Origin of the sequence: Spirosoma sp. SC4-14 (assembly GCF_037201965.1) — a bacterium.
Lineage (GTDB): Bacteria > Bacteroidota > Bacteroidia > Cytophagales > Spirosomataceae > Spirosoma.
Genome location: NZ_CP147518.1, coordinates 7712525 through 7736704 on the forward strand (window position 1 = coordinate 7712525; position 24180 = coordinate 7736704).

A 24180-nucleotide genomic window follows, 5' to 3' on the forward strand; every position below is an offset into this window, starting at 1 on the left:
CGTCTCTACACAAATCAAATAACGATGAAAGCTATTTTAAACCACTTATTTGAGTACAAATTCCTGACCAAAGACCAGGCTCGACAAGTGCTGCTGGGCATTGGTCGGGGCGAATATAACGCAGCGCAAATTGCGTCGTTTCTAACCGTTTATATGATGCGAAGCCTTCGGCTCGAAGAACTCGAAGGCTTTCGGGATGCGATGCTTGAGCTTTGCCTGCCGGTCGATCTGGCGGCCTATGACCCAATGGATTTATGTGGCACCGGCGGTGACGGTAAAGACACATTTAACATTTCGACACTGTCGTCATTTGTGGTTGCGGGAGCAGGTCAATGCGTTGCCAAGCATGGCAATCATGGCGTATCGTCGCTGGTAGGCTCATCGACCGTGATGGAACGATTGGGCTATAAATTTACCAACGATGTAGGCGAATTACAGCGCAAGATGGAAACCGCCGGCATTTGCTTTCTACATGCTCCGTTGTTTCACCCAGCCATGAAAAACGTAGCCCCCATTCGCAAAGACCTCGGCGTAAAGACATTTTTCAATGTACTTGGCCCCATGATTAACCCCGCAAAGCCTCAAAAACAGCTTGTTGGCGTGTTTAACCTTGAATTAGCCCGATTATATGCGTATCTTTATCAGCAAACTGATAAACGGTTCATGATCCTGCACGCGCTGGACGGTTACGACGAGATTTCGTTAACGGGTGCTTTTAAAGTGATCAGTAATGAAACCGAACAGATTCTGGAACCGGAACAACTAGGGTTGAACACACTATCGCCCGAATTGCTGGCAGGTGGGCATACTCTTGACGAATCGGCTCAGATCTTTATGAACGTACTCAACGATGAAGCCACATCGGCTCAGAAACAAGCTGTTCTGGCCAATTCGGCAATGGCTTTGCTGGCAGCAGGTAAAGCAACAATGCGTGAAGATGCGGTTGCGATGGCCCGCGAATCGCTCGAAAGTAAACGCGCACTAGCCAGTTTTAAGAAGTTGATTAATTAGACATAGTCATTCATGGTCATCCTTCGTCATTAGGTGTCGTAATTATTCCCTGAATACACTATTGACCCAAAGAAATGACCCAATCTATGACGCGTAGCAAATGACAATTCTGGACGAAATTATTGCCCAAAAACGAATAGAAGTAGAGCAGCGAAAAGCAGCTACATCCCCATTAGCGCTGGAACAGATGCCCGATTTCAAACGGCAGCCTTTATCGGCGCGGGAAGCTATTCAGGATTTACGCTCAACAGGAATTATTGCCGAATTCAAGCGTAAATCGCCCTCCAAAGGTATCATTAACGATCAGGCCGACGTAGCGACAACTACCCAGGGCTATGTACAGGCGGGTGCAGCCGTTTTGTCGGTATTAACCGATGAACCATTCTTTGGCGGTACACCAGCCGATTTACAAACCGCCCGGATAGCAAACCCGTCGACACCGATTCTGCGGAAAGACTTTATTGTCGATCAATATCAGTTGCTCGAAGCTAAAGCCTGGGGAGCCGATCTGGTTCTGCTGATTGCAGCCTGCCTGACTCCTGCTGAAGTCTCTATGCTTAGTCAACAGGCGCAGGATATGGGCTTACAAGTGCTTCTCGAAGTTCATGATGAGGATGAACTCGACCGAAGCCTCACTCATTCGGTCGATCTGGTTGGGGTTAATAACCGAAACCTAAAAACCTTTACGACCTCTATTGACACCTCACTTCGGTTAGTTGAACGGATTCCGGATACGTTTGCCAAAATAACGGAAAGCGGCCTGCGCGATGCTCAAACCATGTATTCTTTATTCCGCGCTGGCTTCGATGGGTTTCTCATTGGCGAAGCGTTCATGAAAACAGCCAATCCGGCCGCTGCGCTACAGTCGATAGTGGCTGATTATACTTCACATATGCCCACCTTTGCAAACTCGTTTACGTCATGAAAATAAAAGTGTGTGGTCTGAGAGACGCTGAAAACCTGAAAGAGATTGCCGCTCTGGGCCCTGATTTTGTAGGATTTATTTTCTATGATCAGTCACCCCGGTTTGTCGGTGAAGAATTGAACGAAGAAGTAGTTAAGGCATTACCCCGCTCCATTCGAAAAGTAGGTGTGTTTGTGAATGCCAGCCCGGACTACATTCTTCGAAATGTAAAAAAATACGATTTTCAGTATGTTCAGCTACATGGTAACGAAACGCCCGAGTATTGCCGAAGCTTACGCAACCGTGGAATAAGTCTGATCAAAGCGTTCCGCGTCGACGAAGGCTTCAACTTTTCGATGCTGAACAACTACAAAGCCCACTGCGATTTCTTTCTGTTCGATGCCAAAGGCGACCAGCCCGGTGGCAACGGCGTTACCTTCGACTGGAGCATTCTGAGCCGGTACGACAACGAAAAGCCATTTTTTATTAGTGGTGGTATCGGCCTTAACAACCTCGATCAACTCGACACCCTGAAAGGCATGAAACTATACGGCGTCGATGTAAACAGTCAGGTCGAAGTTTCGCCCGGCATCAAAGACGTGGCTAAAGTAAAAGAGCTGATCGACCGCGTTCGTCCGGTTGAAGAAGAGGAAACGGTGTAAGTGATTTCCCTGCCAACGATTCGCTCATTACGTTTGTTGATTACTTAAAACGACAAAACTGATGGAAACGACGAAGACGACAGAAGACGAAATTCCGAGAATGAAAAGAGGGCAGTTGAATATTTATAAACCCAGTGATATAAAGCGTTGGGGAGTTGAAAGGTTTTTAGAGGCAACAACTGTACAGGAACCTTTCTTACTCGAATTTCCTGAATTTACTGATGAAGAGAATAGACGAATGGATGAATTGTTAGCAGAAGGAGATAGAGGTGCAGTATGATTTATGACACAAACCTGCTAATTAGTCATATTCGTCAGAGAAGTCTACCGCCTATTTAAACGATCATCCCAATTATTGTAGTTGGTGAACTGGAAGCTTTTTCATTAAAAGCCGATTGGGGCGCACAGAAAATAGATTTCATGAGGTACTTGATAGACCGCTATCCAATTGCCGATATTGAGCCGGATATTATTCCTGTTTATGCAAAAATAGATGCCTTCAGTCAAGGGAAGCTAAAAACTGCACCGCTCAACTCCTCTGCCCGAAACATGGGCAAGAACGACATCTGGATCGCGGCAACCACCTTGTATTTAGATGTAGAACTCCACACAACCGACAACGACTTCGATCATCTCCCCCTGTTGGGACTCCGCTTAGTAAAGCACTGATTACCATGCAAACCACTCTTGAACCAACAACCTCGTTTGAGGTTTCCGATAAAGGCTTTTATGGCCATTTCGGCGGAGCTTTCATTCCCGAAATGCTCTATCCTAATGTTGAAGAACTCCGGCAGAACTATCTCCAGATTATTGCCGACCCTTCCTTTCAGGCCGAATTCTGGCAATTGCTCGAAGACTACGTAGGGCGGCCAACTCCGCTATTTCTGGCAAAGCGACTGTCCGAAAAAATTGGTGCCACCATCTACCTTAAACGCGAAGACCTGTGTCATACGGGCGCGCATAAAGTCAACAATACGATTGGGCAAATTCTGGTAGCCCAGCGACTTGGTAAAAAACGGATTGTTGCCGAAACCGGTGCCGGTCAGCATGGTGTAGCAACGGCTACAGTTTGCGCCCTGATGGGCCTGGAGTGCATTGTGTATATGGGAAGCATCGACATGGAGCGCCAGAAGCCCAACGTCGACCGGATGCGAATGCTGGGCGCTACGGTGGTTCCGGCTACGTCGGGCAGCCAGACACTTAAAGACGCCACCAACGAAGCTATGCGCCATTGGATCAACAATCCCGTCGACACGCATTATATTATTGGCTCGGTTGTGGGGCCTCATCCCTACCCCGATATGGTTGCCCGATTCCAGTCGGTTATTTCAGAAGAAATCAAAAAGCAACTACTTGCTAAAACGGGTCGCCAAAACCCCGACTATGTGGTGGCCTGTGTGGGTGGAGGCAGTAATGCAGCTGGTACTTTTTTCCATTTTCTGAATGAGCCATCGGTTCGTCTGGTTGCGGCCGAAGCAGCAGGGCAAGGGGTATCGTCGGGCCACTCAGCGGCAACAACGGCACTCGGCAAGCCGGGCGTACTGCACGGTAGCCGGACCATTCTGATGCAAACCGAAGATGGGCAGGTTATTGAACCCTACTCTATTTCGGCCGGGCTCGATTATCCGGGTATTGGTCCACTTCATGCCCATCTGTTCGATTCGGGCCGTGGCGAATTCTACGCTATCACTGACGACGAAGCCCTACAGGCTGGCTTTCAGTTAAGTAAACTCGAAGGCATTATTCCTGCGCTGGAATCGTCTCATGCGCTGGCAGCCTTGTCAAAAATGAATCTTAAGGCCGACGATGTGGTCGTCGTTTGTTTGTCCGGTCGTGGCGATAAAGATTTAGCAACCTATTCTAAGCATCTTTAGGCAATGGTCAGTGGTTATTGGTCAGTTGTCTGCGAGGAATATTTATTGTCCACAGAGACACAGAGGGCACAGAGTTTTTATGCGTATGTAAGTTTCCTCTGTGTCCCATTACCAATGGCTAATGACCTATTAACCAATAACTATTGACCACTGACCAACATACAGATATGATACAAACATTAACCCAAAACCGAATTACCGACCTGTTTGCTCATAAAAGCAACCGGTTATTAAATGTATATTTTACCGCTGGCTTTCCTGAACTCGACGATACAGTAACCGTTCTGCGCGGCTTGCAGCAGGCGGGTGTCGATCTGGTCGAAATTGGCATGCCTTACTCTGACCCCGTTGCCGATGGTGAAACTATTCAGCAGAGCAACAACAAGGCACTCGAAAATGGGATGTCATTGAAAAAGTTGTTTGCACAACTTGAAGGCTGCCGCCAGAACCAATCTGGCGGTCCGATTACTGTGCCGATTCTCCTGATGGGATACATCAATCCTATTTTGCAGTATGGTGTCGAAAATTTCTGTAAAAAATGTCAGGAAGTGGGTGTCGATGGGGTTATCCTGCCCGACCTACCACTCGATCTCTATTTGGCAGACTACGCCCAGACGTTCCGGGAGTATGGCATTCTGAATGTGAATCTGATTACTCCCCAAACATCGGAGAGCCGGATTCGGCATATCGATCAGGAATCGGATGGATTCATTTACATGGTGTCTTCGGCCAGTATTACTGGTTCGCAAAAAGGAATCAGCGATTCGATGAAAGCCTACTTTGAGCGGATTCAGGCCATGAATCTGCGCAATCCCCGGCTGATTGGATTTGGCATCAATAATCAGGAAACCTTCGATACGGCCAGCCAATATGCCAATGGCGCTATTGTTGGTAGTGCATTTATCCGGCATTTACAGGAAAAAGGCACATCAGCCGAGAGCATCCGGTCGTTTGTGCAGACGATTCGCGCTTAGCGACTTACCTTTGTGGCATGAATGCTGATATCAATTTTGACAAATCGCCTGATGGGCTGGTTCCGGCCATTGTTCAGGACACTAAAACCGGCAAAGTGCTGATGCTGGGCTACATGAACCGCGACGCCTACAACAAAACACTTGCCGAACAGATGGTAACGTTTTTTAGCCGAAGTAAACAGCGGCTCTGGACTAAAGGCGAAACCTCCAGTAATTTTCTGCACGTACAGGAAATTCTGGTAGATTGCGACGGCGATACCCTACTGATTAAAGCAAATCCAGCCGGACCAGTGTGCCATACGGGTGCCGATACGTGCTTCGATGAAGTTAATACGGAAAACGCCGGTGCGGGCCAGGGACAGTTTTTGAATTACCTGCAAAGCATTATTCACGATCGTAAGGTTAACCCAACCGATAAATCATACACCACTACACTCTTTAACCGCGGAGTAAACAAAATTGCTCAGAAAGTAGGCGAAGAAGCTGTTGAACTGGTAATCGAGGCTAAAGACGATAACGATGATCTGTTTAAAGGCGAAGCGGCCGACCTGCTCTTCCACTTTCTGGTGCTGCTTGAACAGAAAAATATTGGCTTAGACGATGTTATTGCCGTTTTACAGACCCGCCACCAAAAACAATAGCTTCAGGTTTCAGGTTTGTTTCTTCAACGTTGCGATGCATCACAGCGGTGTTTGAACAGCGTTACTCACCAAACACAAGCTTTTTTTTCATGGGACTGATTATTCGTATCCTCATCAGCGCAGTGGCTGTTTATGTTGCTAGTTTGTTCATTCCAGGCATTTCGGTAACGGGCGGTGCCGGCACTTATTTAGTCGTTGCCATCGTACTGGGCTTTCTGAATGCCTTCATTAAGCCAATTCTAACGATCCTGACAATACCGATCACGATTCTGACACTGGGCTTGTTTCTACTGGTTCTTAACGTGCTGATGGTCTATCTGACTTCGTCGCTGGTTCCTGCTTTTCACGTTTCTGGCTTCATTGCGGCCCTGTTGTTCAGCATTGTTGTATCCGTAGTGACGGCCTTGCTGGACTCGATTGTATAGTCTCCTTATTTTTCATTCAAAAAAAGAATGCCACGAGTTCTAACTTGTGGCATTCTTTTTTTGAGCACTAGAAAACGTTTAGCAAGCATGACTTTCATTCAAACAACAGAAGCGCCAGCGCCAGGAGGCCACTACACTCAGGCTATTGTCCATAACGATCTTGTATTTGTTTCCGGCATTTTACCGATTACACCCACAGGCGAAAAACTTACCGATGCCACCATCTCCGAACAAACCGAGCAGGTTCTGCGCAATCTCGATGCTATTCTGACGGCCGCCGGTAGCGATCGCCAGAAAGTAGTAAAGGTTACGATCTATATCGCCGATATGGAAGCCTGGAGTACAGTCAACGCAACTTATGCACAATTTTTCGGCGACCATCGCCCCGCTCGCTCAGTAGTGCCTGTTCTGCCGTTGCACTATGGCTTTACGATTGAGCTGGAAGCTGTAGCGATTGTTGCATAGCCGAGAATAATTCTCCAGAAATTGCGGGTAAATCGACTTAATTTCCCCAACATATAACCAGAGCATCAATTAAATCAACTAACTTATTATAAGATAGTTAACACTGTTAAATCTTACTACACTTTTCAAAGAAAAAAGCCATAAATTATGACCATTTCACAAATAAAGAACAAAATCTATATTATAAATATATATTTATTTTATGTATTATTTTTTGTAAATGCTATATATATAACAAAAATTAACCTAACACTGTTAGATAAAAACTTAATGTATTACTAAAAATAAACAATACTAAACAAAAAAGTAAATTAGTGTACTTTTTTTTAATTTTTTAAACATGAATAAATAATAACATTCTATTCAATCCTTTGAGCTAAGAATTGACTTACCCTTAAAAGCGCTATCTCTAAACAAAGTCGAGAAACGCCTTTAAGGATAAAGCACGCTACACTATCTGCTAGTTCACGTTTACCCGAGTGCCCGCCGAATGAGCCGAAAATTCAGGAGCATAAAAACATTGCACTGTAGCAACACCAGCAGCGAAGTCGCCAGTTTGGGCAACTCGCAAATCGTATTCGAATACGTGCGTACCCACTGGCAGATAACTCATAAAAAAATCGGTACTGGCATCGCGGGGCGATTCATAGTATCCTAAACCATTCTGGAATTTGTAGCCCGACAAAGCGGCCACGGGTTCGAATCCCGACGCACGGCTGTCCTTCAGGTGAACATATTCCATTGCCCGATCGGTTTTCAGAACCAGTCGCACTTTGATCAGATCGCCGGGCTTCAGCGCAGTCTTAGCGTCGATGGCGCTGATGACCGGGCCTGAAGGCGAGTCATGTTGTACATACAGCGTTTTTTGAACCGATAACCCAGCACTACCTGGCATCACCTGATCGAGCGGTTCAAAATGTTGCCAGTACAACGCTCCCCAGGCAGGTCCGTCGGCTTTTTTCGTAATCTGGATAACGCCCATCTCGGGTTTGATTTCAGATGCGGCATAAACTACCTTCTGGTAGCCCGTAATCTGCTCCGTTTTCGTTACCCGACTTTCGATGGGTTGCCCGCCCAGACTAACCTGCGTAGTTACTGTTGTGCCAAGCCAGTCGCTACCGCGCAGCAGTAAGGCATATATGGCTTCGGTAGTAGCCTTGGTCGATGACCACGACTGTGTTTGCTTCTGTCGCAATAGCCATCGTTTCATGTTGTCGACAGCAACCCGATCCTGCCGAATTTCGTCGAACGCTTCGATCAGGTAGGCCTGCGTTTCGATGGGCGTCTGATACCAGAATAATCCGGCGGTATTATCAGGCCAGTAGGTCCCCAGTTCTTCCGACTGCCGACTCCGTTCGAGTAATGACTTCAGAATATTATCAGCAGTAGTTTTATCACCGAAGCGGTATAGCACCAGTGCCGACAAAGCCTGCCCCTGCAAACTTTGTTTGAGCCAGTTTTCCGAAACACGTTGTTTCAAATAGGCCAGCACATCTTTATCGACAGGCTTATCCAGATAAAAACTACGAGCGTAGAGATACTGGGTTGCCGAAAAATACCAGCTATCGACGGTCTTCTTTTTCTTCTGGTCGGTCACCCATTTTTTCATTTCGGCATCAGCATATTGAATTGCTTTTGCCTGCATATCCGCAACTTCGGGTTGCAAAGCTTCAGAGAAGCGCACGCCTAATTTTTGCAAATGCCCCAAACCGCTCAGAATATGCAGTGTCATGGACAGGCTCGGCTCCATACCGCCAAACCACCGAAACCCTCCGCCTGTGGTTTGTAGCTGTTGCAGTTTTTCGAAAGCTCGCTCCTGCTCGTTCACCATTCGGTTCTGATTGAGCAGGATGCCTAATTGCGCCTGACGAGCCGCTTCTGAACGGGCATCGGCCAGCCAGGGTGAGTTTTCCAGCGCCACCGCCCGTAACTCGTCGTTCGCCATCAAGGGTGTCCGGGGTGGGTTTTTCTGCCATTCGTCTACAACCTGCTTAAAGGCGGGTTTACTATTGATGATATGAGCCGCCAGACTATTGGCATACAACCGGCTGAAAAGTTGCTCGGCACATTCGTAGCGATACTCCATCAGATAGGGCAACGACTGCAAGGCATACCACGATGGATTGCTTGTTACCTCCACCGTCAGCCGCTCATGCTGAACGGGCAGTTCGGGGTTCAGATTGGCCAGCTCTTTCAATTTAAATTCTTTGCTTTCCTTACCGTTCACCCAAAAAGGTTGTGTATCGGTCACGAGCATTCGGTTAGGCAACACAGGCACCGTAAACTCTTCGCCATCGGAGAAGTTTCCGGCTTGAGCCGTAAAACGGCAGGAAACCGTTTCGAGCCCCGAAGGCACAACAAGCGTCCAGGCTACGGCCTGCCCCTGTCCGGCAGCCACATTCGTCGATAGCTGTATGTTCGACCGGAGAAGTTTCTGATTCAGTGGTTCACCCGTAAACGCATCTGATAGGTTTAATGTTGCCATCACCGACATGGGCTTATCGGTCAGGTTGTTGACTCGGGCCGATACACGAATGGTATCACCTTCGCGCAGGAAGCGGGGGGCATTAGCCGTAATCATCAACTCTTTCTGGGTGATGATTTCCCGTTCGAGCGTTCCGGTTTTCAGGTCTTTCGTATGCGCAAAGGCCAGCAGCCGCCAGCGCGTAAGGGCTTCGGGCATGGTGAATTTGAGCACAACCCGCCCCTTTGCATCGGTGGTAGCCTGCGGAATAAAGAAAGCCGTTTCATTAAAATTCCGGCGAGGGTTGATAAGTTCAGGCTGCTTTTTTGTATCACCGGTTCCACTATTATCCGACTCTTCTTGCTTTCCACCGGCCATTCTACTATCTAAAGCCATTGGGGCGCTTCGGGCACTCATCTTCGCCACGGCACCCGTTACAGATCGTTTTTGCTGAGTGCTATAGCCCACTACCACCACTTCGCTCAACGATCTTTCGTCGGGCATCAAGCGCAACGAAATTGCTTTTTGTTTAATGGTTGCTTCTTCGGTTATGTAGCCAACCGACGAAAACACCAGCGTAATTGGTTTTTTATCAGAATCAACTTCAATAGAAAACTGGCCTTTCCCGTCAGAAACTGCTCCCTGCGTAGTTCCGTTTATCAACACATTCACGCCCGCCACGCCCGAACCATCTTTAGCTTTCATGGTGCCGCTAATTACCTTTCCTGACCGACGAACGCTGATCCGAATAGCATTATCGACTTCGCCAAAAGGCCCAACAGGAGAATGGCTAAACAGGCGATTGTTGTAAAGCGAAAACCGATACCCCATCCAGCCTAACTGGTCATAATGCCGGACTGGAACCTGAAACTCTGGGCGATTCGGATAGAACAGTGGATTGGTGGCTAGCATATTAAAACTTCCCGACTGCCATCCGTAAAACATCGGGAAATAAGACTGGTAGAACGACGTTGGCCAGTCGAGCCGGGCGAAGGCGTCAAGAGACTCATCATACAAGGTAGCTACCAATTCGGCAGGCATTTTATTAAGTCCACCGATAGTGAGCGTCCATTCTTCCTGCTGACCGGGTTTGAGCTTACTACGAAATGTTTTTGTCTGAATCGTAAGTTGTTTGTTGGTAAACGGAACCGTTATGGTCTGCGATTTCTGATATAGCCGTCCGTTTTGAACCATTGCGAAATGAACGGCAAATCCGCCACGTTGCTTTTCGGTAACGGGCAAAGCCACCCGCCGGGGCCGACCATCGGTTTTGAGCCATTCCTGCCGTATGATGGAGTGATTTTCTTCGACGCTCATCAACACCCAGCCCGGCTGACTATTGCCCGCCCAGAACACCACTTCCTGACCCGGCTCGGCAGTAGCTTTACGCACCTGCAACCAGCCATCGGCCCGAACCAAAGCGGTAGGTTGTTTATCATCAACTACCGCAAAAAACGCCTGATCGGTCGATTTCTCGCCAGACGAATCAATTACGGTCAGCTCCGCCAGGTATTCGCCAACTGCATACCGACTCATGTCTGGTTTTATGAGCGAGTCGGCCGGAGAGTTGATAACCTGCTGCTGCACAATTTCGCCTTTGGGCCAGCTACGCGGATCGTTTTCGCTGGCGTATAAATCATGTGGAAACAGCCGCTCAAATTCTTCCCGACTGAGCAACTGCCGATCGGGCCGATTCCATAACCGATCGCGCAACACACGCGTTGGCGGCTGTAGCTTATAAATCGTTAGCTGTCCTTTTGCCGCCACTTTTTCGCCCGATTGATTCGTTATCCGAACCAGTAACGAATCGGGGGTACTTTTTTCAATCTGTTCCGGCGCGGTCAGTTCAGCCTGCAAGGCAGAATAGCCAATGCTCAGGGTTTGCGTTGCACTGCGGGTTTCGCCAGCACGGTCGGTTACATCAATCGTGACTTCGTAGTCGAAAACGGGACTGTCTTCTCGGGATTTCTGGCGATCGGGCGTGGCTGGAAAACTAATCGTAACATTACCTTTCTCATCAGTTTGGGCCGTTCCGTTGGCAATTTCGGTCTGGTTTGTATTCCGGGGGCGATACCACCAATACCACCGTTCCCGAAGTTTTCGAACAACGCGATAACGCACATCGGCCCCATCGACAACGGCCCCCGAAAATGTTTTGGCTTCGGCTGTTAATGAAACAGTCTGATCGAGTTTGAACGACTGTTTGATGGGTTTAACCTTCACTTCAAACGTTGGCCGTTTGTATTCTTCAACCTGAACGCTGGCCGAACCAAAAGCTGTTTGAATGGTCATAGTGCCAGTTAGTTTACCAACCGGAGCCGTAAAACTGGTATTGAATGTCCCGAATTCGTTGGTACGCATGGTTTGTTCCAGCACACGTTCGCCGTTGTGGTCGATTAGTTCTACATCAATTTCCCGATCAGCAACAACCGTATATTGATTCGTTTTCCCTTCATAAATCAGAGCTTTCACATAAATTAATTGCCCTGGTCGATAAATAGCCCGATCTGTAAATAGCTTCGCATACGTCTGCGATACATCTTCGTTCGGGTTCGAGGAATAGCGGTAGAAGTATTGTCGATCAGAGGAAATTGTATCGGAACCACTGGCAATCAGGTAGCTGAAAGGCGTTTGGGCCGGAATATCCTGAACCAAAAACTGGGCAACCCCATCGGCATTTGTTCGAACAGGTTTACGGCTACTGTTAAGAGTTGCTCCCTCAGCAATTGTAACGGTTGCATTGGCAACCGGAGCCCCATCCAATCGGTTAGCAATGACAATCTGCTGCCCCGGCTCCTTATTATTTCGGGGTTGCAGCAAATAGCTCAGATTAGAAACTGAAAAAACCGTGTACTGAACGGATTCTGTTTTTTCCTGAAACCTATCGTCGCTGGTTGCCAGCAATAGATAATGGCCTATAGGCAAGCCTCTTATCGGCATTTCGACTGAATGCCGGTTCAGATCACCGTCGTCGGGAAGTGTAACGAACTGCTCGGCTAAAACCGGCCGTTTCAGCCAGGTCTTATACTTCCTGAGTTTGGCCGCATCGTCGCCATTAATATTGCGGTAGGTCTCCAGCTCGGGCAGGGATAACCGAATAATCCGGTAATTAATTTTGTTTACATTCTGATAATTTACCAATGCCCGAAACGATTGCTCCGGCGCATTGATGTGTTCGACCTGCACCGTATAGGAAGGCTTCAGCAATCGGTTCAGCAACTGCAATGCCTTTTGCCCGGCCAGTTCTTTCGGAAATCGCTTTACCAGATCCCGGCAGATGTCGGCGGCCCGCTTGTTGTTCCAGCGTGATAGTTTCTCCGAATCGTCGGTAGACAAATCGTCGCCAAGGGGACGAACGGGGGACGAAAAATTGGCCAGAAACTCCGCCAACTGATACGCATAAACTGCTTCGGCAGGCTGGTTTTTATAGTGGGCAATTTGTGTTTCAAGCGTTTGGCGATAGAGCGAATCTTTATTGGGCCCTACGCTGTGCCGATGAACAAATTCAAGCCGTAATACATCGGCATCGGCCAATGCCGCCGGGTTAGGATCAGCCAGATGAAACGACAGCAATTGCTGGTATAATAGCAGCGCCTGATAACGTCCCGACAGCGAGTCGCGGCTCTGAATAGGTAGTTTGGCGAACACATCGGGAATGGAGAGATAACCAGGCTGATCGAGTTCGAACGAAAAAACAGGCTTCAGCAAATCGGGTTCTGTATTCTGAAAAAAACCAATGGCCCGATGGGCCAACAGGTCATACAACGTTGGCCGAAGTGGCCGGGCATCGGCATCACCTTTGTCGAGCAGGGCATCAAATTCCGTAATGGGTGTTTTCTGCAACAGCTCTTTTTGTTCGACCGAAGCCAGATAAGCTTCTGTTATGGCTCTTACTATATGCTGTGCATCCCAGGTTCGAAAATCGTTCGTTGTATCGGTAGGTACACCCGAACCCTTAACACCGTTAACAGACTGATTAACAGTAGTACGACTATAAAATTTATACCGATTTTGCTGAAAATACTGCCAGTAAATATTGGCCATAACCGACTGTAAGACCGACCTGGCAGGCTCTGGCGTATCCAGAATATCGGCCTGCATTGAGCGAACCAGTTCAACGTAAGCATTTTCATCCGAATAGCTTCTAAAAATCATTCGGTGCATGGCCGCTTTAGCAACCTGTGCATAGTTGTGTGTAGCCTTCGCTTCCTTATAGATACGGTTGGCAATATCGAGCGCCGACTTTGGCAATCCTTTATCAGCTAATGAGTCGGCTCGTTTCCAGTCGCGGGCGTAGTCGGGTTGCTTTGGTGGCGTATTGGAGCCTCTCTGAGCAGAAGCAGATAAAGCGGCCATAGCAAAAAATAATGTCAGGAGGTAGTGCATAGCTTGTTACGAAGGTAGAATCGTTGGGATAGATGAAAGTAGGGCTGTTTTTCCACAACGCTGTTTTTGGGGTTAGATAATGACTCTAAATCAGGTTGACCGTGTCTGGCGAATTCTTAAACTATGACTCTGATTTAGGCAGGAGGGTTTAACAAAGCACGTATAACTTAACCAAATTATGCAAGATTTCACATAAACTAGTTACTTTTCAGAACCATAGCTAATAGGGTATGATTTCTTTCGACCAATTCGGTAAGTTAACCCCTTACACGCTGATTCAACTGCCATTAGCGCTATTTAGACACTATTTTATTGAAGATTCCCCTAAGTCGATAACCAGTCAAAAGCTATATTCTCATTTTGATTCTTACATTCACAGTCTAAAAGCATCAACAGATCCGTATCCTAAGCTTGGTGGCAGTTTTATTAGTAGAACTTTCGCTGAAGCTCTCGAACTCCGACGAACTCAGCTTATAAAAGAGTGGCCGTTGAGTTTACGTTTATTTTTTTACCGAACAAATCCCCTAATTAACACTGTTAACAACATTTTTCATTTTAGCACATGCCAAACCTTCTACTACTTTTTGTTTATATCGCTTCGTTCGTAGCTCCGCCCAGGCCAGAAAAAACGTATCCAATTGGCCAGATCAAAACAAACATGGGCGAAGTGCTTTTCTGGCTCTATGACGAAACGCCAAATCACAAAGCCAGTTTTATAAAACTAGCCAATCAGAACTACTGGGATACGCTGACGTTTAACCGGGTTATCAACAATTTTGTGGCGCAGGGCGGTTGCCCAGACACGCCCGAAGGTTTTGCCAATTCGCCCTATTTGCTGAAACCAGAATTTCGGCCCAACATCCGGCACGTATACGGCGCAGTAGGAGCGGGGCGCGACAATAACCCGCAAATGCTATCGGCAGGTTGCCAGTTTTACATTGTTCAGAACAAAAAAGGAGAGCACCGTTTAGACGATAAGTTCACCGTGTTTGGTCAGGTTTTTAAGGGTATGGATGTTATTGATGCTGTTGTAGCCGTAAAAACCGACTCGACCGATACGCCACTAACACCAATTAAGCTGGATGTAAATGTGCTGAACCTGACGGCTGCCCAACTAAAAAAACTAGGCTACGAGGTGAAATAACGGCCTAAGCAAACCCAAAAGAGATTTAAACCCTTTTAGGTTTGCTTAGACACAAAGCCTAAAATCATTATTGTTTCAGCAAAAACGCGGTTAGATCGGCCAATTGCTGATTGGTTAGCCCCATGGCTCTGGGATCGGGCATCAGGCTGGTTTTATACTGCCGGCGCGACGATACCTGATCGGCTGGAATAGTGTGTTTCTGACCTTTTATTCCCTTGATCACAACAGATTGTTCGCCATCGCTAACGAGGAAACCATAAAACGTTTGCCCTTTTTTAGTAGTAATCAGCCAGGGTTCGTAGCCAAAAGCAATACCAGCACTTGGGTAAAGAATGGCATCCAGCAGGCCATTTTTATCGAACTTCTGATGAATTTGACTTAGGTCGGGACCAATATCGTTACCCTGTTTGCCATGCCGGTGGCAGGTTGAACAGTTTGTTAGAAACACAGTTCGTCCATTGCGGTCGTTGCCTGTCAGCAGGGCAATTTCGGCAATGGGAGAGTCGGCATTAGCCGCTGATGACGCAGTTTCTTTGGATGTTTCATTAGCCGCTGAAGCTGTTGGCATCGCCATATTTTCTGTTGCAGCATTATCGCCTGCCAACTGACTTTCTGATTTCTTTTCGGTCTTTTTACCAAAATATTCCTTCGCCATCACCCGCACAGTCTGGTCTGGATTTTTCAGAATAACCGGACTTGCTACCTTTATTAATTCGGGCGCCAATTTACCATCGGCAGCCAGTCCGATCAGGCTTTTAGCCCCTTCAGGATCACGGGCCATTTCGAGCACGACCTTCCGTTTTTCGGTTTCCGATTTGTATTCGTCCAGAAGTACCTGACGTTTAGCAAGCATTTTCTGTTCTTCAGCCGATAGTTTTGTCGGCATCATTTCTTCCCAGTTGAGGAGCGTTGCCCAATCGTTACCGCGCCGGAAATTAACCCAATACAGGGCCTGATCGGCAATTGCTTTATCTGGCGATTTTGTCAACTCAAACATAGCCTGAGCGGCTGCCGATGTTTTGATAAATCCCAGCGCTACAATTGCCTGACGACGAGCTTCGGCCGGGAGCGCTTGTGCTTCGGCTCGTTTTTTTAACTGAGGCACCAGAGAAGCCGGATGCAATTCCCAAACCAGATTCACCGTTTTCTGATCCCACTCAATTGGTTCGCTGGGCATTGTTGGGCGCAAATCGGCTATCAATGCTTCTTCTTTACCATCGGCTGCAATCCCGAGTGCATTCAGATAAAAACGATCCTCGCCATCGTAGCCTTTCACCAGATTCAGCAACATAAACCGACAATCGTAATATGGCACATCGCGAAGGGCAATGGCTACTTCGCGACGAACAGCCGGACTACGATCGCTGGCCAGATTCCCCAGCAGAGGAAGCAGAGCTTTCTGCGAAGCCGTAAGTGCTGGATTTGCTTTCGAATTTTCGGGCGTAATACTACGTAAAGCCCGTAAGGCGGTGAGTCTGACAGGTGCATCAACGGCTTTCAGCAACCGCTCTACTTCAAATTGGCCTTCGGCACCCAGATGTGCCAGCAGGAAAATAGCCCGCGCCCGATGATATGGATTTGGCGACGACAATAGAGCCATAACTGGCTCTATTACCTTATCACCTTGTTGGCGTAGTGCTTCAAAACCCAACATGCGCACGTTGATAGCGGGGTTAAGTAAAGCTGCAATCTGTCCCTGAGTTGTCTTGAGGTCGATTTTAGGCGTTTTTAGTTTCTTTCCTTTAGGGGTTATGCGATAGATACGGCCATACCCTTTCTGATCCTGCATCTGATGACCACCAACAATAGGATCATACCAGTCGGCAATATAAATAGCACCATCTGTACCGACAGCCACGTCGCTGGGCCGGAACCACTTTCGTGTATCGTTCTCAACATCATTCCATTTATAGGCTTCATCTACCTTTGGAAAGGTGCTGATAAGATCGGTTCGCTGAAGTCGATAGCCAGCACCCCAGGGTTCGGGCTTGTAGGAAAAAATCACATTTCGGCCTGCTTCGGCGCTTAGCAACATCCCCCGGTAGTTTGGTCCCAGTTCATCGCCTTCATACATGACCATACCCGTAGGCGAACCAGCACCCGTAATATCGCCCGATGGCATTACACCCGGATCTTCCTGATGCCAGTGTGCTGTCGGAATCGACTGGCCGGGACGCTGATCGGCCTGCCAGTAGCGGGTGCCATCACTGCTAAAATAACCCGCATTGGCACCTTCCATGAGCCAGCTGGTTCGGCAGGCAACCACCTGATCATCGTTGTCGTTCTGCCACATATTACCATACGAATCCACGGCCGTTTCGTAATTATTGCGGAAATTATGTGCCATCACCTTCAGTCCCGAACCATTGGGGTTAATGCGCAGGGCCATTCCTCCCGTCCAGACCCGGCCATCGTCGCTCACCTGATTGCCATGGTTTATTTTGTTGTAGGGTGTACCACCCACATACAAACTACCCGACCGCAGAGTCCAGCCCTCGGTGTCCGTTACAACATGTGGCCCAGCATTTCCGGTATTGAAATAATACTTCCCATCGGGTCCGGCTATTACTGAATGTAACGAATGATCGTGATCGAGCCCCCCAAAACCCGTCAGTAAAATTTCTTTACGGTCGGGTTTATCGTCGCCGTTCTCGTCGGTATACATCACCAGATTTGGCGAACAGGATACGATAATACGGTTACCAATAACGGCAATACCCATCGGCGATACCAGATCGGGATCGGTCACGAAAACTTTACTTTCATCGGCTTTACCATCGCCGTCAGTATCTTCCAGAATAACAATCCGTTCGCCCTCAGGATGATTGAGCCTGCCTTCTGGCTTATTATTGAATTTACGGTAATTAACGGCTTCTGTTACCCAAACCCGCCCCCTGGCATCGATGTCGATATTGGTTGGATTATAGAACATGGGGGCTTCCGCCCACAAAGTAGCTTCAAGATCATCGGGCAGGTAGAGCGTGCTCGAATCGGCTCCAAGCTTTATTCCTTTCTGTTGAAATGGCTCATGGTCGAAAGGGGTCAGAATAGTGGCTTTTTGCTGAAAGAGGTGGGTAGCACAAAAAAGTATAGCTACCGTTGTCAGCACGAGTGGCAGTGTGTTTAGGTTAAGAGCCGTTTTCATAAATAGCTGAAGGTTAATAATCCAGATGAGCCCTCTACAGACTAGCAACTTGTCTGAGCTTTAGGCTGGCAGGATTATACAAATAGCGACCGCACAGTCTTATTGTTTTCAAGATAACTTTCCATCATTGGTTTGCCCTGTGGCACAGCGCCTTCCATCTGGAGCCAGCCAGTATAGCCAATATCGTCTAATGCCTGTCTAACTTTCGTTAGATCAATTTTTCCCCTGCCAAGCAAATAGCCATTTTCTTTTAAGTGAAATTCGCAGATACGCTCTTTCCCCAGAGCCCGAATTTCGCTAAAAATGTCATATCCCATAACCGACGAGTTGCAGACGTCGTAATAGACTTTTATGGCTGGCGACCCCACCGCATCCATAATAGCCAGATGCTCAGGAGCCGATAGCCACGATTCAATGCCAAGTGTAATACCAGCCTTTTCGGCTTTGGGCGCCACGGCTTTCAGTCGGTCAATAACGACCTGTGTTCCTTTGGGATCGTTTTTCAGATCATTATTTGAAAAAAAAGCCAGCAGAATAGTTTTTACGCCCAACGCTTTGGCAACATCAACGCTATCCTGCACCCAGACTTCGGTTCGGGGATCTGATTTGTAAGGAATTTGATTCAGCAAGCCGATGGCAAGGCCGCTGAACCCAATACCAGCATCCTGTGCCGCTTTCTGATGCGCCCGTAATATGTCGGGTTGGCGCAGATGCTCATGGTCGGTAGCCGTATTCAAACTTACCTGAACGCCATCGAGACCAATACGTTTGGCTACAGCAAAAGAATTAATGTCACCAGCAGGGCCAATCGACCAGTCGCAGGCACCAATTTTGAACCGATTTTTCAGCTTCTTATTTTTCGGCCAGGCTGGTTTTACTAGCGAAGTTAAACTGATTCCCAGCGAATATCGTATTACATCCCGACGGTTCATGCTTATCAGAAAGGGTTTTTCAAAGATACAGGTATTAACTTATCCAGTAAAAATTATCCTATTTTAGTGTTTACAGTCTTTGGGCCACAAAAAGCATAATTTTTTTGCTTCGTTTCCAACCCTTTGGTTTGGAATGTGGTCTTTCAGATTGTCAATACGATATGCAGGATGAATACGCATTAGTCGAAGGGTGCCGACGACAAGACCGGATTGTGCAGCGACAGCTCTATGAGCGGTTTGCCGGGAAACTCTTTGTCGTTTGCAAACGATATATCCGAGACCCCGACGAAGCAGAAGATGTACTGCAGGATGCCTTTGTAAAGATCTATCGGCACATTGATTCATTTCGGTTCGAATGTCCATTGGAAGCATGGTTGAAACGTATCGTAATTAATACAGCCCTTAAACACTTGCGTAAGCTGAAGCCCTGGGAGAACACTGCCGACGTGCAGGAACTAGCCCCAGTACTGCCCCAGGCCGACGAAAGTCTACCCACGCTAAACTACCAATACTTGCTGCAACTGATTCAGGAACTACCACCCGGTTGCCGCACCGTGTTTAATTTATATGCAATTGAAGGGTATAACCATCCCGAAATTGCCGCAATGCTCGACATTGCCGAAGGAACCTCTAAATCACAATATGCCCGTGCACGCAGTCTTTTACTACAGAAATTACAATCGGACAACCGCTTTGCGGATGGTTATCCAGCAGATGGGCGTCCGTAGTGAACAATACGAATGAGATGGATGAATTAGAAAAAAACATACCGAACGATTTCTGGCGCAAGGCTTTCGACGAAGCCGCCGAGACACCGCCCTCTGGGGTATGGGACGCCATTGAACGTCGGTTAGATGAATCAGCTAATCCGAAAATTATTCCGCTATGGAAAACCGGGCAGTTGGCATCGCGTCCGGTCAAATGGAGCGTTGGCATTGCTGCGGCTATAGCCTTATTGCTGATTGGGTGGTGGTCTGTCAACACAGCGCCTACTACCTCGCAACTTGCCCATAATGAACCATTAAACAAATCAGCTCAGCCGCAACCCAACCAAACTGGTGCTGCTGAGAGCGAACCTGCTTTATCAACGAATAAATTAAATAGCCATCAGGCAGAGAAACTACCCAGCGAGTCAGTAGCCTCCGCAACCCCCTCGTCGCCAGCACTAAATCAGGCACAAAATAAGCTTTCCAAACCAGGCCAACCGGCATCTGAATCAGAGCAATCGGTTCATCGGGCGACCCGGTTTTCTCCTGAAAATCAAATTACTCAGGCTCCCCAGCTACCGCAATCTTCGGCTCGTTTTGAGAGTCGGCCAGGGGCATCTGAAATCACGAACCGAACTGTCAATCCTACACTCGCGGCAACGGCATCCCGGCAACGAACCCGGGTAATGTCGGTAGGGTTTACGTCATTAACTTCCGTTGCGGATATAAATAGTGCCGAACTGGTTTCGTTCCATACGATCCAGATTAATAAGCTTTCGTCGCAACCAATGAAACTGCGGTCGCCAGGTGGTATTCATCGAATTGTCTGGTATCGTCCTGCCGATTTACCGCTGGAACCTGAACGGAGTAAATTAAAACACGAACATCGCGAAGTTTGGGCTTCAGTTAGTCTGATGCCGGGTGCGTTTAACCCATCGGTTGCGATACGATCGTTACAAACAGCCGCTCTGAACGTTGCGACTTCCAGCCAGCCTTCCGTTAGCAGCCAGCCTAATTTTTCGATGGCTTATCAGGCAGGAGCTGGTGTACAACTCAGCGAACACTGGTCAGTTGAATCTGGAATCGGTTATTTATCGGCTCATTCGACGGTAGAAAGCCCGAGCCTTTCAACTACTTCTGCGAGTTTTGCTGCAACCAACAAATCGGCAACCTCCGGTAATTTATATGCCAATGCTGTTCGAAATAGCGTGCAGGGCGAGGCACTTTATGCCTCACCTGCCAAGGGAAACTATGATAATCTGAGTGCTGCTTCAGCCACCTATTCGGCATACGACAACCGCAATCAACAGGCCTTGGCCAATAATTTCGAGTATGTTCAGGTTCCGGTTCAGCTAGGTTATCAGTTTCGCCCCCGAAAGCGCCTGGGTATGGCTATTCTGGGTGGATTTTTAACGAATATTTTTGTTCGTAACACTGTTGGCGACGATCTGGTTGTTACGGGGAAAGACGGTGTATACCGTCCAGTGTCACTTGCGGCATCGATGGGTGCTCGTTTTCGCTATCGCCCCTCGCACCGGTGGTCGGCTTCATTGGCAGGTATGTATCAGCCATCGCTAGGGTTTGGCACTCGTCCAGAATCGCAGGTGCAGACTACGCCAACTTCGGCTGGCATGAGCTTTGGTCTTGATTATCATTTCTAAATTGTTGGGCTATGAACCTTCGTCTGGTCAATATAGTGTTCTTGCTGCTATTTTTTGGATGCTCCAGCGTTTCTCCCCAGAGCGATTCGAAAGTAAACGATGGCTTAATTGTTCGCACAGGCACCTCGTTTGGCATGTGCGTAGGCTACTGCCGAAATGATTATGAGATTAAACAAACAGCCGTAACACTCACTCGAAACGACATCCGTAAATCATTAACACAAACCTGCCAGACAACCATTAGTGAAACCGATTGGGCAGCCATAAAAGCGGCAACCAATTTTTCGGAATTCAGCAAACAACCTGAGCGCCTTGGTTGCCCCGACTGCGCCGACGGCGGTGCCGAATATATTGAGTTACAACTCAACGACCAGAGCCACCGGGTCACCTTTGAATACAACGCCACTATTCCTGGCTTCGAATCGCTGGTAGATCTTCTGCGAAAACAGCGAAATGCCTATAAAGAATGTAAGTAATAATTATTCATAGAATCTGCTTTTTACGGCTGGCCACCGTATTGACCAGTACACTATGAGCTAATACTGAGTCTGTTATGAAAACAAACCCTTTTTCGATATTAACAGCGGTTATTGCCGTTAGCCTTTTAACGGCCATCAGTTGCAGAAATTCAACGGTTTCGCCTGATACACCCCCTAATGCAACGGGCGAGCTACGTGTGTCGGCTCCGTTTGCCAATCAAACTACTCAGTTTGCTTTCGATCTGGCCAGGCAGATAACGGCAGAAGAAGGACAGGATAAGAACATTTTTGTTTCTCCGCTAAGCCTGCACATAGCGCTTGGCATGATTTTGAACGGAGCAAATGGAGCAACGGCTGCCGAAATTCAGAAAACCCTGAAGCTCGGCGCGCAAACGCTGGCCGAAGCCAACCAAACCTACCAGAACCTGATGGAAAACCTGCCAGTTGTTGATCCGAAAGTAACCCTGACCCTGGCCAACTCGATGTGGTATCGGAATACATTTTCGGTTGCCACGTCTTTTCAGGATATTCTAAAGCAGACGTTTAAGGCCGAAATTTCGGCCGAGGATTTCAATGATCCGGCTACCGTTGGTAAGATCAATAGCTGGGCCAGCGAAAAAACCAACGGTCGTATTCCGAAAGTAATCGACCAGATTCAGCCAGACAACGTTATGTTTCTGATGAATGCGCTGTATTTCAAAGGCGACTGGAAAACACAGTTTAAACCCGAACAAACCGTAGATACTCCGTTTAAGCTGGCCAATGGCAGTCAAACCTCCGTGAAGATGATGCGGCTCAACACAAGCCTCCGGCAGGCGTTTCGCCCAACCTATTCGGCGTTTGAACTGCCCTACGGTTCCGACAAATTTGCCATGACGGTACTGTTGCCAGCCGCCACTTCCTCGGCCGATGCGCTGTTGCAAAGCTTTACCGCATCAGACTGGAGCCAACTCCAGAACGATATGGCAAATGGCATGCTGGACTTTGGATTACCTAAATTTACGTTGTCGTACGAAATCAAGCTAAACAACGCACTCAGTGCCATGGGAATGCCAACCGCTTTTACGGACAATGCTGATTTTTCAAGAATAAGCGAACAAAATAATCTAACGCTAAGCTTTGTGAAACAGAACACCTTTGTAGCTGTAGATGAGAAAGGTACAGAAGCGGCCGCTGTAACAACCGGAGGTATTTCAACAACGTCGATGCCTGTTCCAAAGCTCTGCGACCGCCCATTTGTGTTCGTTATTCACGAAAAGACGTCAGGAACTGTGTTATTTGTTGGAAAAATAGCCGATCCAACAAAAACAAATTCATGAAACGAGCCTTAATTACCTGCCTGGTTCTAACGATTTTTGCTGGTTGTAAACAACGGAATCAGGAGGTTGCTCCTGTTTTGGCAAACCTGATTGGTACCTGGCAGCTTGTTCAACCTGATTCGTCCTATGCCGTAACACTCGAATTTGCATACGATACTAAAAATCCACCCATTGATATAACTCCATTTCTGGCCAGTGGGAAATCGGCAATCAACGACTATACGGCACGTATATTCGCGACAATCGACGGAACGATGCAGGTCAGCGAATTGGGCACTACAAAACTAGGCGGCACACCCGAAGCCATACAGTTTGAACAGAACTATTATGAAAAGCTCAACAGCATTGTCCGATTTGAATCGCCAACCCAAACAACGCTCAACCTCTACCACGGTGGCACTACACCAGGGATGTTAGTGTATAAAAAAATGACTCAGCCATGAACCGTATCCGAACGGCTTTTTCTATCGTTTTCGTCGTAGCGCTTGTTTTCAGTTGTTCCGAAAAACGAGTCTGCGGATGTGTTTTTCCAGCGTCACCTTTAGCGGGCGACTGGAACCTGACTAAAATCACCTATGGCTTAACCCAGAAAACGGTTACGCCTGCCGAAGCGGGCTATACCGAAGTACTGTCATTTACGGGCACAGTAGGAAATGGCAAATACAGTCTGGTTCGTAATGGCATTCCGATTGAGAGCAGTAATTATTCCCTATCCTTTCCCAAAGGAGGCTCTACCGAAGGCCTGATTTTTTATCAGGTCGATTCAACCCAACAATCGTTTCAACTGAGCGATAATAAACTTGTACTTTCCGAACGGAGCTCCGATGGCACTGCTATTGCCGATGGGGCCATATATGAATACAGCCGATAAGGATTTCGGCCATTGGCATCTACCAGACACCACCGATTATATTGCTAACTTTTTGTGTAAGACCAATATTGCCCGGCCGTAGTTAAGACAGCCGGGCAATTTATTTCTCCGGCAAT

20 protein-coding genes are annotated in these 24180 nt (G+C 47.7%); 17 read left to right on the forward strand and 3 right to left on the reverse strand.

Annotation, left to right across the window (positions count from 1 at the left end; genetic code table 11):
* Positions 1 to 24: 24 nt before the first annotated feature.
* From trpD to WBJ53_RS31945, 10 genes are all read left to right on the forward strand, one after another.
* Entirely contained in the window at positions 25 to 1011 is a 987-nt protein-coding gene (gene trpD, locus WBJ53_RS31900; protein ID WP_338873958.1) for an anthranilate phosphoribosyltransferase, read from the forward strand.
* A 100-nt stretch (positions 1012 to 1111) separates the two neighbouring features.
* Complete coding sequence (gene trpC / locus WBJ53_RS31905; RefSeq protein WP_338873960.1) at positions 1112 to 1936, forward strand: indole-3-glycerol phosphate synthase TrpC; 825 nt, start codon at positions 1112 to 1114, stop codon at positions 1934 to 1936.
* Positions 1933 to 2577, forward strand: coding sequence for a phosphoribosylanthranilate isomerase (locus WBJ53_RS31910; RefSeq protein WP_338873962.1), 645 nt, complete (start codon positions 1933 to 1935; stop codon positions 2575 to 2577). The genes trpC and WBJ53_RS31910 overlap by 4 nt, the downstream gene beginning before the upstream one ends.
* A 61-nt stretch (positions 2578 to 2638) precedes the next feature.
* Positions 2639 to 2857, forward strand: coding sequence for a hypothetical protein (locus tag WBJ53_RS31915; RefSeq protein ID WP_338873964.1), 219 nt, complete (start codon positions 2639 to 2641; stop codon positions 2855 to 2857).
* 140 nt (positions 2858 to 2997) lie between these two features.
* Positions 2998 to 3246: a hypothetical protein gene (locus tag WBJ53_RS31920; RefSeq protein ID WP_338873966.1), complete on the forward strand. Its 249-nt coding sequence runs from the start codon at positions 2998 to 3000 to the stop codon at positions 3244 to 3246.
* A gap of 5 nt (positions 3247 to 3251) precedes the next feature.
* The gene (gene trpB, locus WBJ53_RS31925; RefSeq protein ID WP_338873968.1) at positions 3252 to 4451 is read left to right on the forward strand and encodes a tryptophan synthase subunit beta; all 1200 of its coding nucleotides are present in this window, start codon (positions 3252 to 3254) and stop codon (positions 4449 to 4451) included.
* Between the two features lie 167 nt (positions 4452 to 4618).
* Positions 4619 to 5425 (forward strand): tryptophan synthase subunit alpha, encoded by an 807-nt coding sequence (trpA, locus tag WBJ53_RS31930; RefSeq protein WP_338873970.1) that lies wholly within the window; start codon positions 4619 to 4621, stop codon positions 5423 to 5425.
* 17 nt (positions 5426 to 5442) lie between these two features.
* On the forward strand, positions 5443 to 6066 hold the full coding sequence (gene hisIE, locus WBJ53_RS31935) for a bifunctional phosphoribosyl-AMP cyclohydrolase/phosphoribosyl-ATP diphosphatase HisIE (RefSeq protein ID WP_338873972.1): 624 nt from the start codon (positions 5443 to 5445) through the stop codon (positions 6064 to 6066).
* An 89-nt stretch (positions 6067 to 6155) separates the two neighbouring features.
* Complete coding sequence (locus WBJ53_RS31940; RefSeq protein WP_338873974.1) at positions 6156 to 6491, forward strand: phage holin family protein; 336 nt, start codon at positions 6156 to 6158, stop codon at positions 6489 to 6491.
* A gap of 87 nt (positions 6492 to 6578) precedes the next feature.
* Positions 6579 to 6956, forward strand: coding sequence for a Rid family detoxifying hydrolase (locus WBJ53_RS31945; protein ID WP_338873976.1), 378 nt, complete (start codon positions 6579 to 6581; stop codon positions 6954 to 6956).
* 460 nt (positions 6957 to 7416) lie between these two features.
* On the opposite strand, the gene WBJ53_RS31950 is transcribed toward WBJ53_RS31945, so the two are convergent.
* Positions 7417 to 13806: an alpha-2-macroglobulin family protein gene (locus WBJ53_RS31950; protein WP_338873978.1), complete on the reverse strand. Its 6390-nt coding sequence runs from the start codon at positions 13804 to 13806 to the stop codon at positions 7417 to 7419.
* A 562-nt stretch (positions 13807 to 14368) separates the two neighbouring features.
* Here WBJ53_RS31950 and WBJ53_RS31955 point away from each other — a divergent pair.
* Entirely contained in the window at positions 14369 to 14950 is a 582-nt protein-coding gene (locus tag WBJ53_RS31955; protein WP_338873980.1) for a peptidylprolyl isomerase, read from the forward strand.
* Between the two features lie 67 nt (positions 14951 to 15017).
* On the opposite strand, the gene WBJ53_RS31960 is transcribed toward WBJ53_RS31955, so the two are convergent.
* Positions 15018 to 18095, reverse strand: a complete 3078-nt coding sequence (locus tag WBJ53_RS31960; RefSeq protein WP_338873981.1) for a PVC-type heme-binding CxxCH protein — start codon at positions 18093 to 18095, stop codon at positions 15018 to 15020.
* Between the two features lie 74 nt (positions 18096 to 18169).
* On the reverse strand, positions 18170 to 19027 hold the full coding sequence (locus tag WBJ53_RS31965) for a sugar phosphate isomerase/epimerase family protein (protein ID WP_338873982.1): 858 nt from the start codon (positions 19025 to 19027) through the stop codon (positions 18170 to 18172).
* A gap of 161 nt (positions 19028 to 19188) precedes the next feature.
* Here WBJ53_RS31965 and WBJ53_RS31970 point away from each other — a divergent pair, with 161 nt between their 5' ends.
* From WBJ53_RS31970 to WBJ53_RS31995, 6 genes are all read left to right on the forward strand, one after another.
* Positions 19189 to 19755: an RNA polymerase sigma factor gene (locus WBJ53_RS31970; RefSeq protein ID WP_338873983.1), complete on the forward strand. Its 567-nt coding sequence runs from the start codon at positions 19189 to 19191 to the stop codon at positions 19753 to 19755.
* A gap of 17 nt (positions 19756 to 19772) precedes the next feature.
* Complete coding sequence (locus tag WBJ53_RS31975) at positions 19773 to 21395, forward strand: hypothetical protein (protein ID WP_338873984.1); 1623 nt, start codon at positions 19773 to 19775, stop codon at positions 21393 to 21395.
* 11 nt (positions 21396 to 21406) lie between these two features.
* Positions 21407 to 21871 carry a hypothetical protein gene (locus tag WBJ53_RS31980; protein ID WP_338873985.1) on the forward strand — a complete coding sequence of 155 codons (465 nt, stop codon included), beginning with the start codon at positions 21407 to 21409 and terminating at the stop codon, positions 21869 to 21871.
* A gap of 77 nt (positions 21872 to 21948) precedes the next feature.
* Positions 21949 to 23193 carry a serpin family protein gene (locus tag WBJ53_RS31985; protein WP_338873986.1) on the forward strand — a complete coding sequence of 415 codons (1245 nt, stop codon included), beginning with the start codon at positions 21949 to 21951 and terminating at the stop codon, positions 23191 to 23193.
* Positions 23190 to 23636, forward strand: a complete 447-nt coding sequence (locus WBJ53_RS31990; RefSeq protein WP_338873987.1) for a hypothetical protein — start codon at positions 23190 to 23192, stop codon at positions 23634 to 23636. The genes WBJ53_RS31985 and WBJ53_RS31990 overlap by 4 nt, the downstream gene beginning before the upstream one ends.
* The gene (locus WBJ53_RS31995) at positions 23633 to 24064 is read left to right on the forward strand and encodes a hypothetical protein (RefSeq protein ID WP_338873988.1); all 432 of its coding nucleotides are present in this window, start codon (positions 23633 to 23635) and stop codon (positions 24062 to 24064) included. The genes WBJ53_RS31990 and WBJ53_RS31995 overlap by 4 nt, the downstream gene beginning before the upstream one ends.
* Positions 24065 to 24180: the final 116 nt, after the last annotated feature.

What these genes read in the sequence shown, in the direction of transcription:
- trpD (WP_338873958.1), top strand. Translation starts at nt 25, where the DNA reads ATGAAAGCTATTTTAAACCACTTATTTGAGTACAAATTCCTGACCAAA.
- WBJ53_RS31980 (WP_338873985.1), top strand. Translation starts at nt 21,407, where the DNA reads ATGAACCTTCGTCTGGTCAATATAGTGTTCTTGCTGCTATTTTTTGGA.
- trpA (WP_338873970.1), top strand. Translation starts at nt 4,619, where the DNA reads ATGATACAAACATTAACCCAAAACCGAATTACCGACCTGTTTGCTCAT.
- WBJ53_RS31985 (WP_338873986.1), top strand. Translation starts at nt 21,949, where the DNA reads ATGAAAACAAACCCTTTTTCGATATTAACAGCGGTTATTGCCGTTAGC.
- WBJ53_RS31965 (WP_338873982.1), bottom strand. Translation starts at nt 19,027, where the DNA reads ATGAACCGTCGGGATGTAATACGATATTCGCTGGGAATCAGTTTAACT.
- WBJ53_RS31970 (WP_338873983.1), top strand. Translation starts at nt 19,189, where the DNA reads ATGCAGGATGAATACGCATTAGTCGAAGGGTGCCGACGACAAGACCGG.
- WBJ53_RS31950 (WP_338873978.1), bottom strand. Translation starts at nt 13,806, where the DNA reads ATGCACTACCTCCTGACATTATTTTTTGCTATGGCCGCTTTATCTGCT.
- WBJ53_RS31995 (WP_338873988.1), top strand. Translation starts at nt 23,633, where the DNA reads ATGAACCGTATCCGAACGGCTTTTTCTATCGTTTTCGTCGTAGCGCTT.
- WBJ53_RS31960 (WP_338873981.1), bottom strand. Translation starts at nt 18,095, where the DNA reads ATGAAAACGGCTCTTAACCTAAACACACTGCCACTCGTGCTGACAACG.
- WBJ53_RS31940 (WP_338873974.1), top strand. Translation starts at nt 6,156, where the DNA reads ATGGGACTGATTATTCGTATCCTCATCAGCGCAGTGGCTGTTTATGTT.
- trpB (WP_338873968.1), top strand. Translation starts at nt 3,252, where the DNA reads ATGCAAACCACTCTTGAACCAACAACCTCGTTTGAGGTTTCCGATAAA.
- WBJ53_RS31915 (WP_338873964.1), top strand. Translation starts at nt 2,639, where the DNA reads ATGGAAACGACGAAGACGACAGAAGACGAAATTCCGAGAATGAAAAGA.
- WBJ53_RS31920 (WP_338873966.1), top strand. Translation starts at nt 2,998, where the DNA reads ATGAGGTACTTGATAGACCGCTATCCAATTGCCGATATTGAGCCGGAT.
- WBJ53_RS31990 (WP_338873987.1), top strand. Translation starts at nt 23,190, where the DNA reads ATGAAACGAGCCTTAATTACCTGCCTGGTTCTAACGATTTTTGCTGGT.
- WBJ53_RS31945 (WP_338873976.1), top strand. Translation starts at nt 6,579, where the DNA reads ATGACTTTCATTCAAACAACAGAAGCGCCAGCGCCAGGAGGCCACTAC.
- WBJ53_RS31910 (WP_338873962.1), top strand. Translation starts at nt 1,933, where the DNA reads ATGAAAATAAAAGTGTGTGGTCTGAGAGACGCTGAAAACCTGAAAGAG.
- WBJ53_RS31975 (WP_338873984.1), top strand. Translation starts at nt 19,773, where the DNA reads ATGGATGAATTAGAAAAAAACATACCGAACGATTTCTGGCGCAAGGCT.
- hisIE (WP_338873972.1), top strand. Translation starts at nt 5,443, where the DNA reads ATGAATGCTGATATCAATTTTGACAAATCGCCTGATGGGCTGGTTCCG.
- trpC (WP_338873960.1), top strand. Translation starts at nt 1,112, where the DNA reads ATGACAATTCTGGACGAAATTATTGCCCAAAAACGAATAGAAGTAGAG.
- WBJ53_RS31955 (WP_338873980.1), top strand. Translation starts at nt 14,369, where the DNA reads ATGCCAAACCTTCTACTACTTTTTGTTTATATCGCTTCGTTCGTAGCT.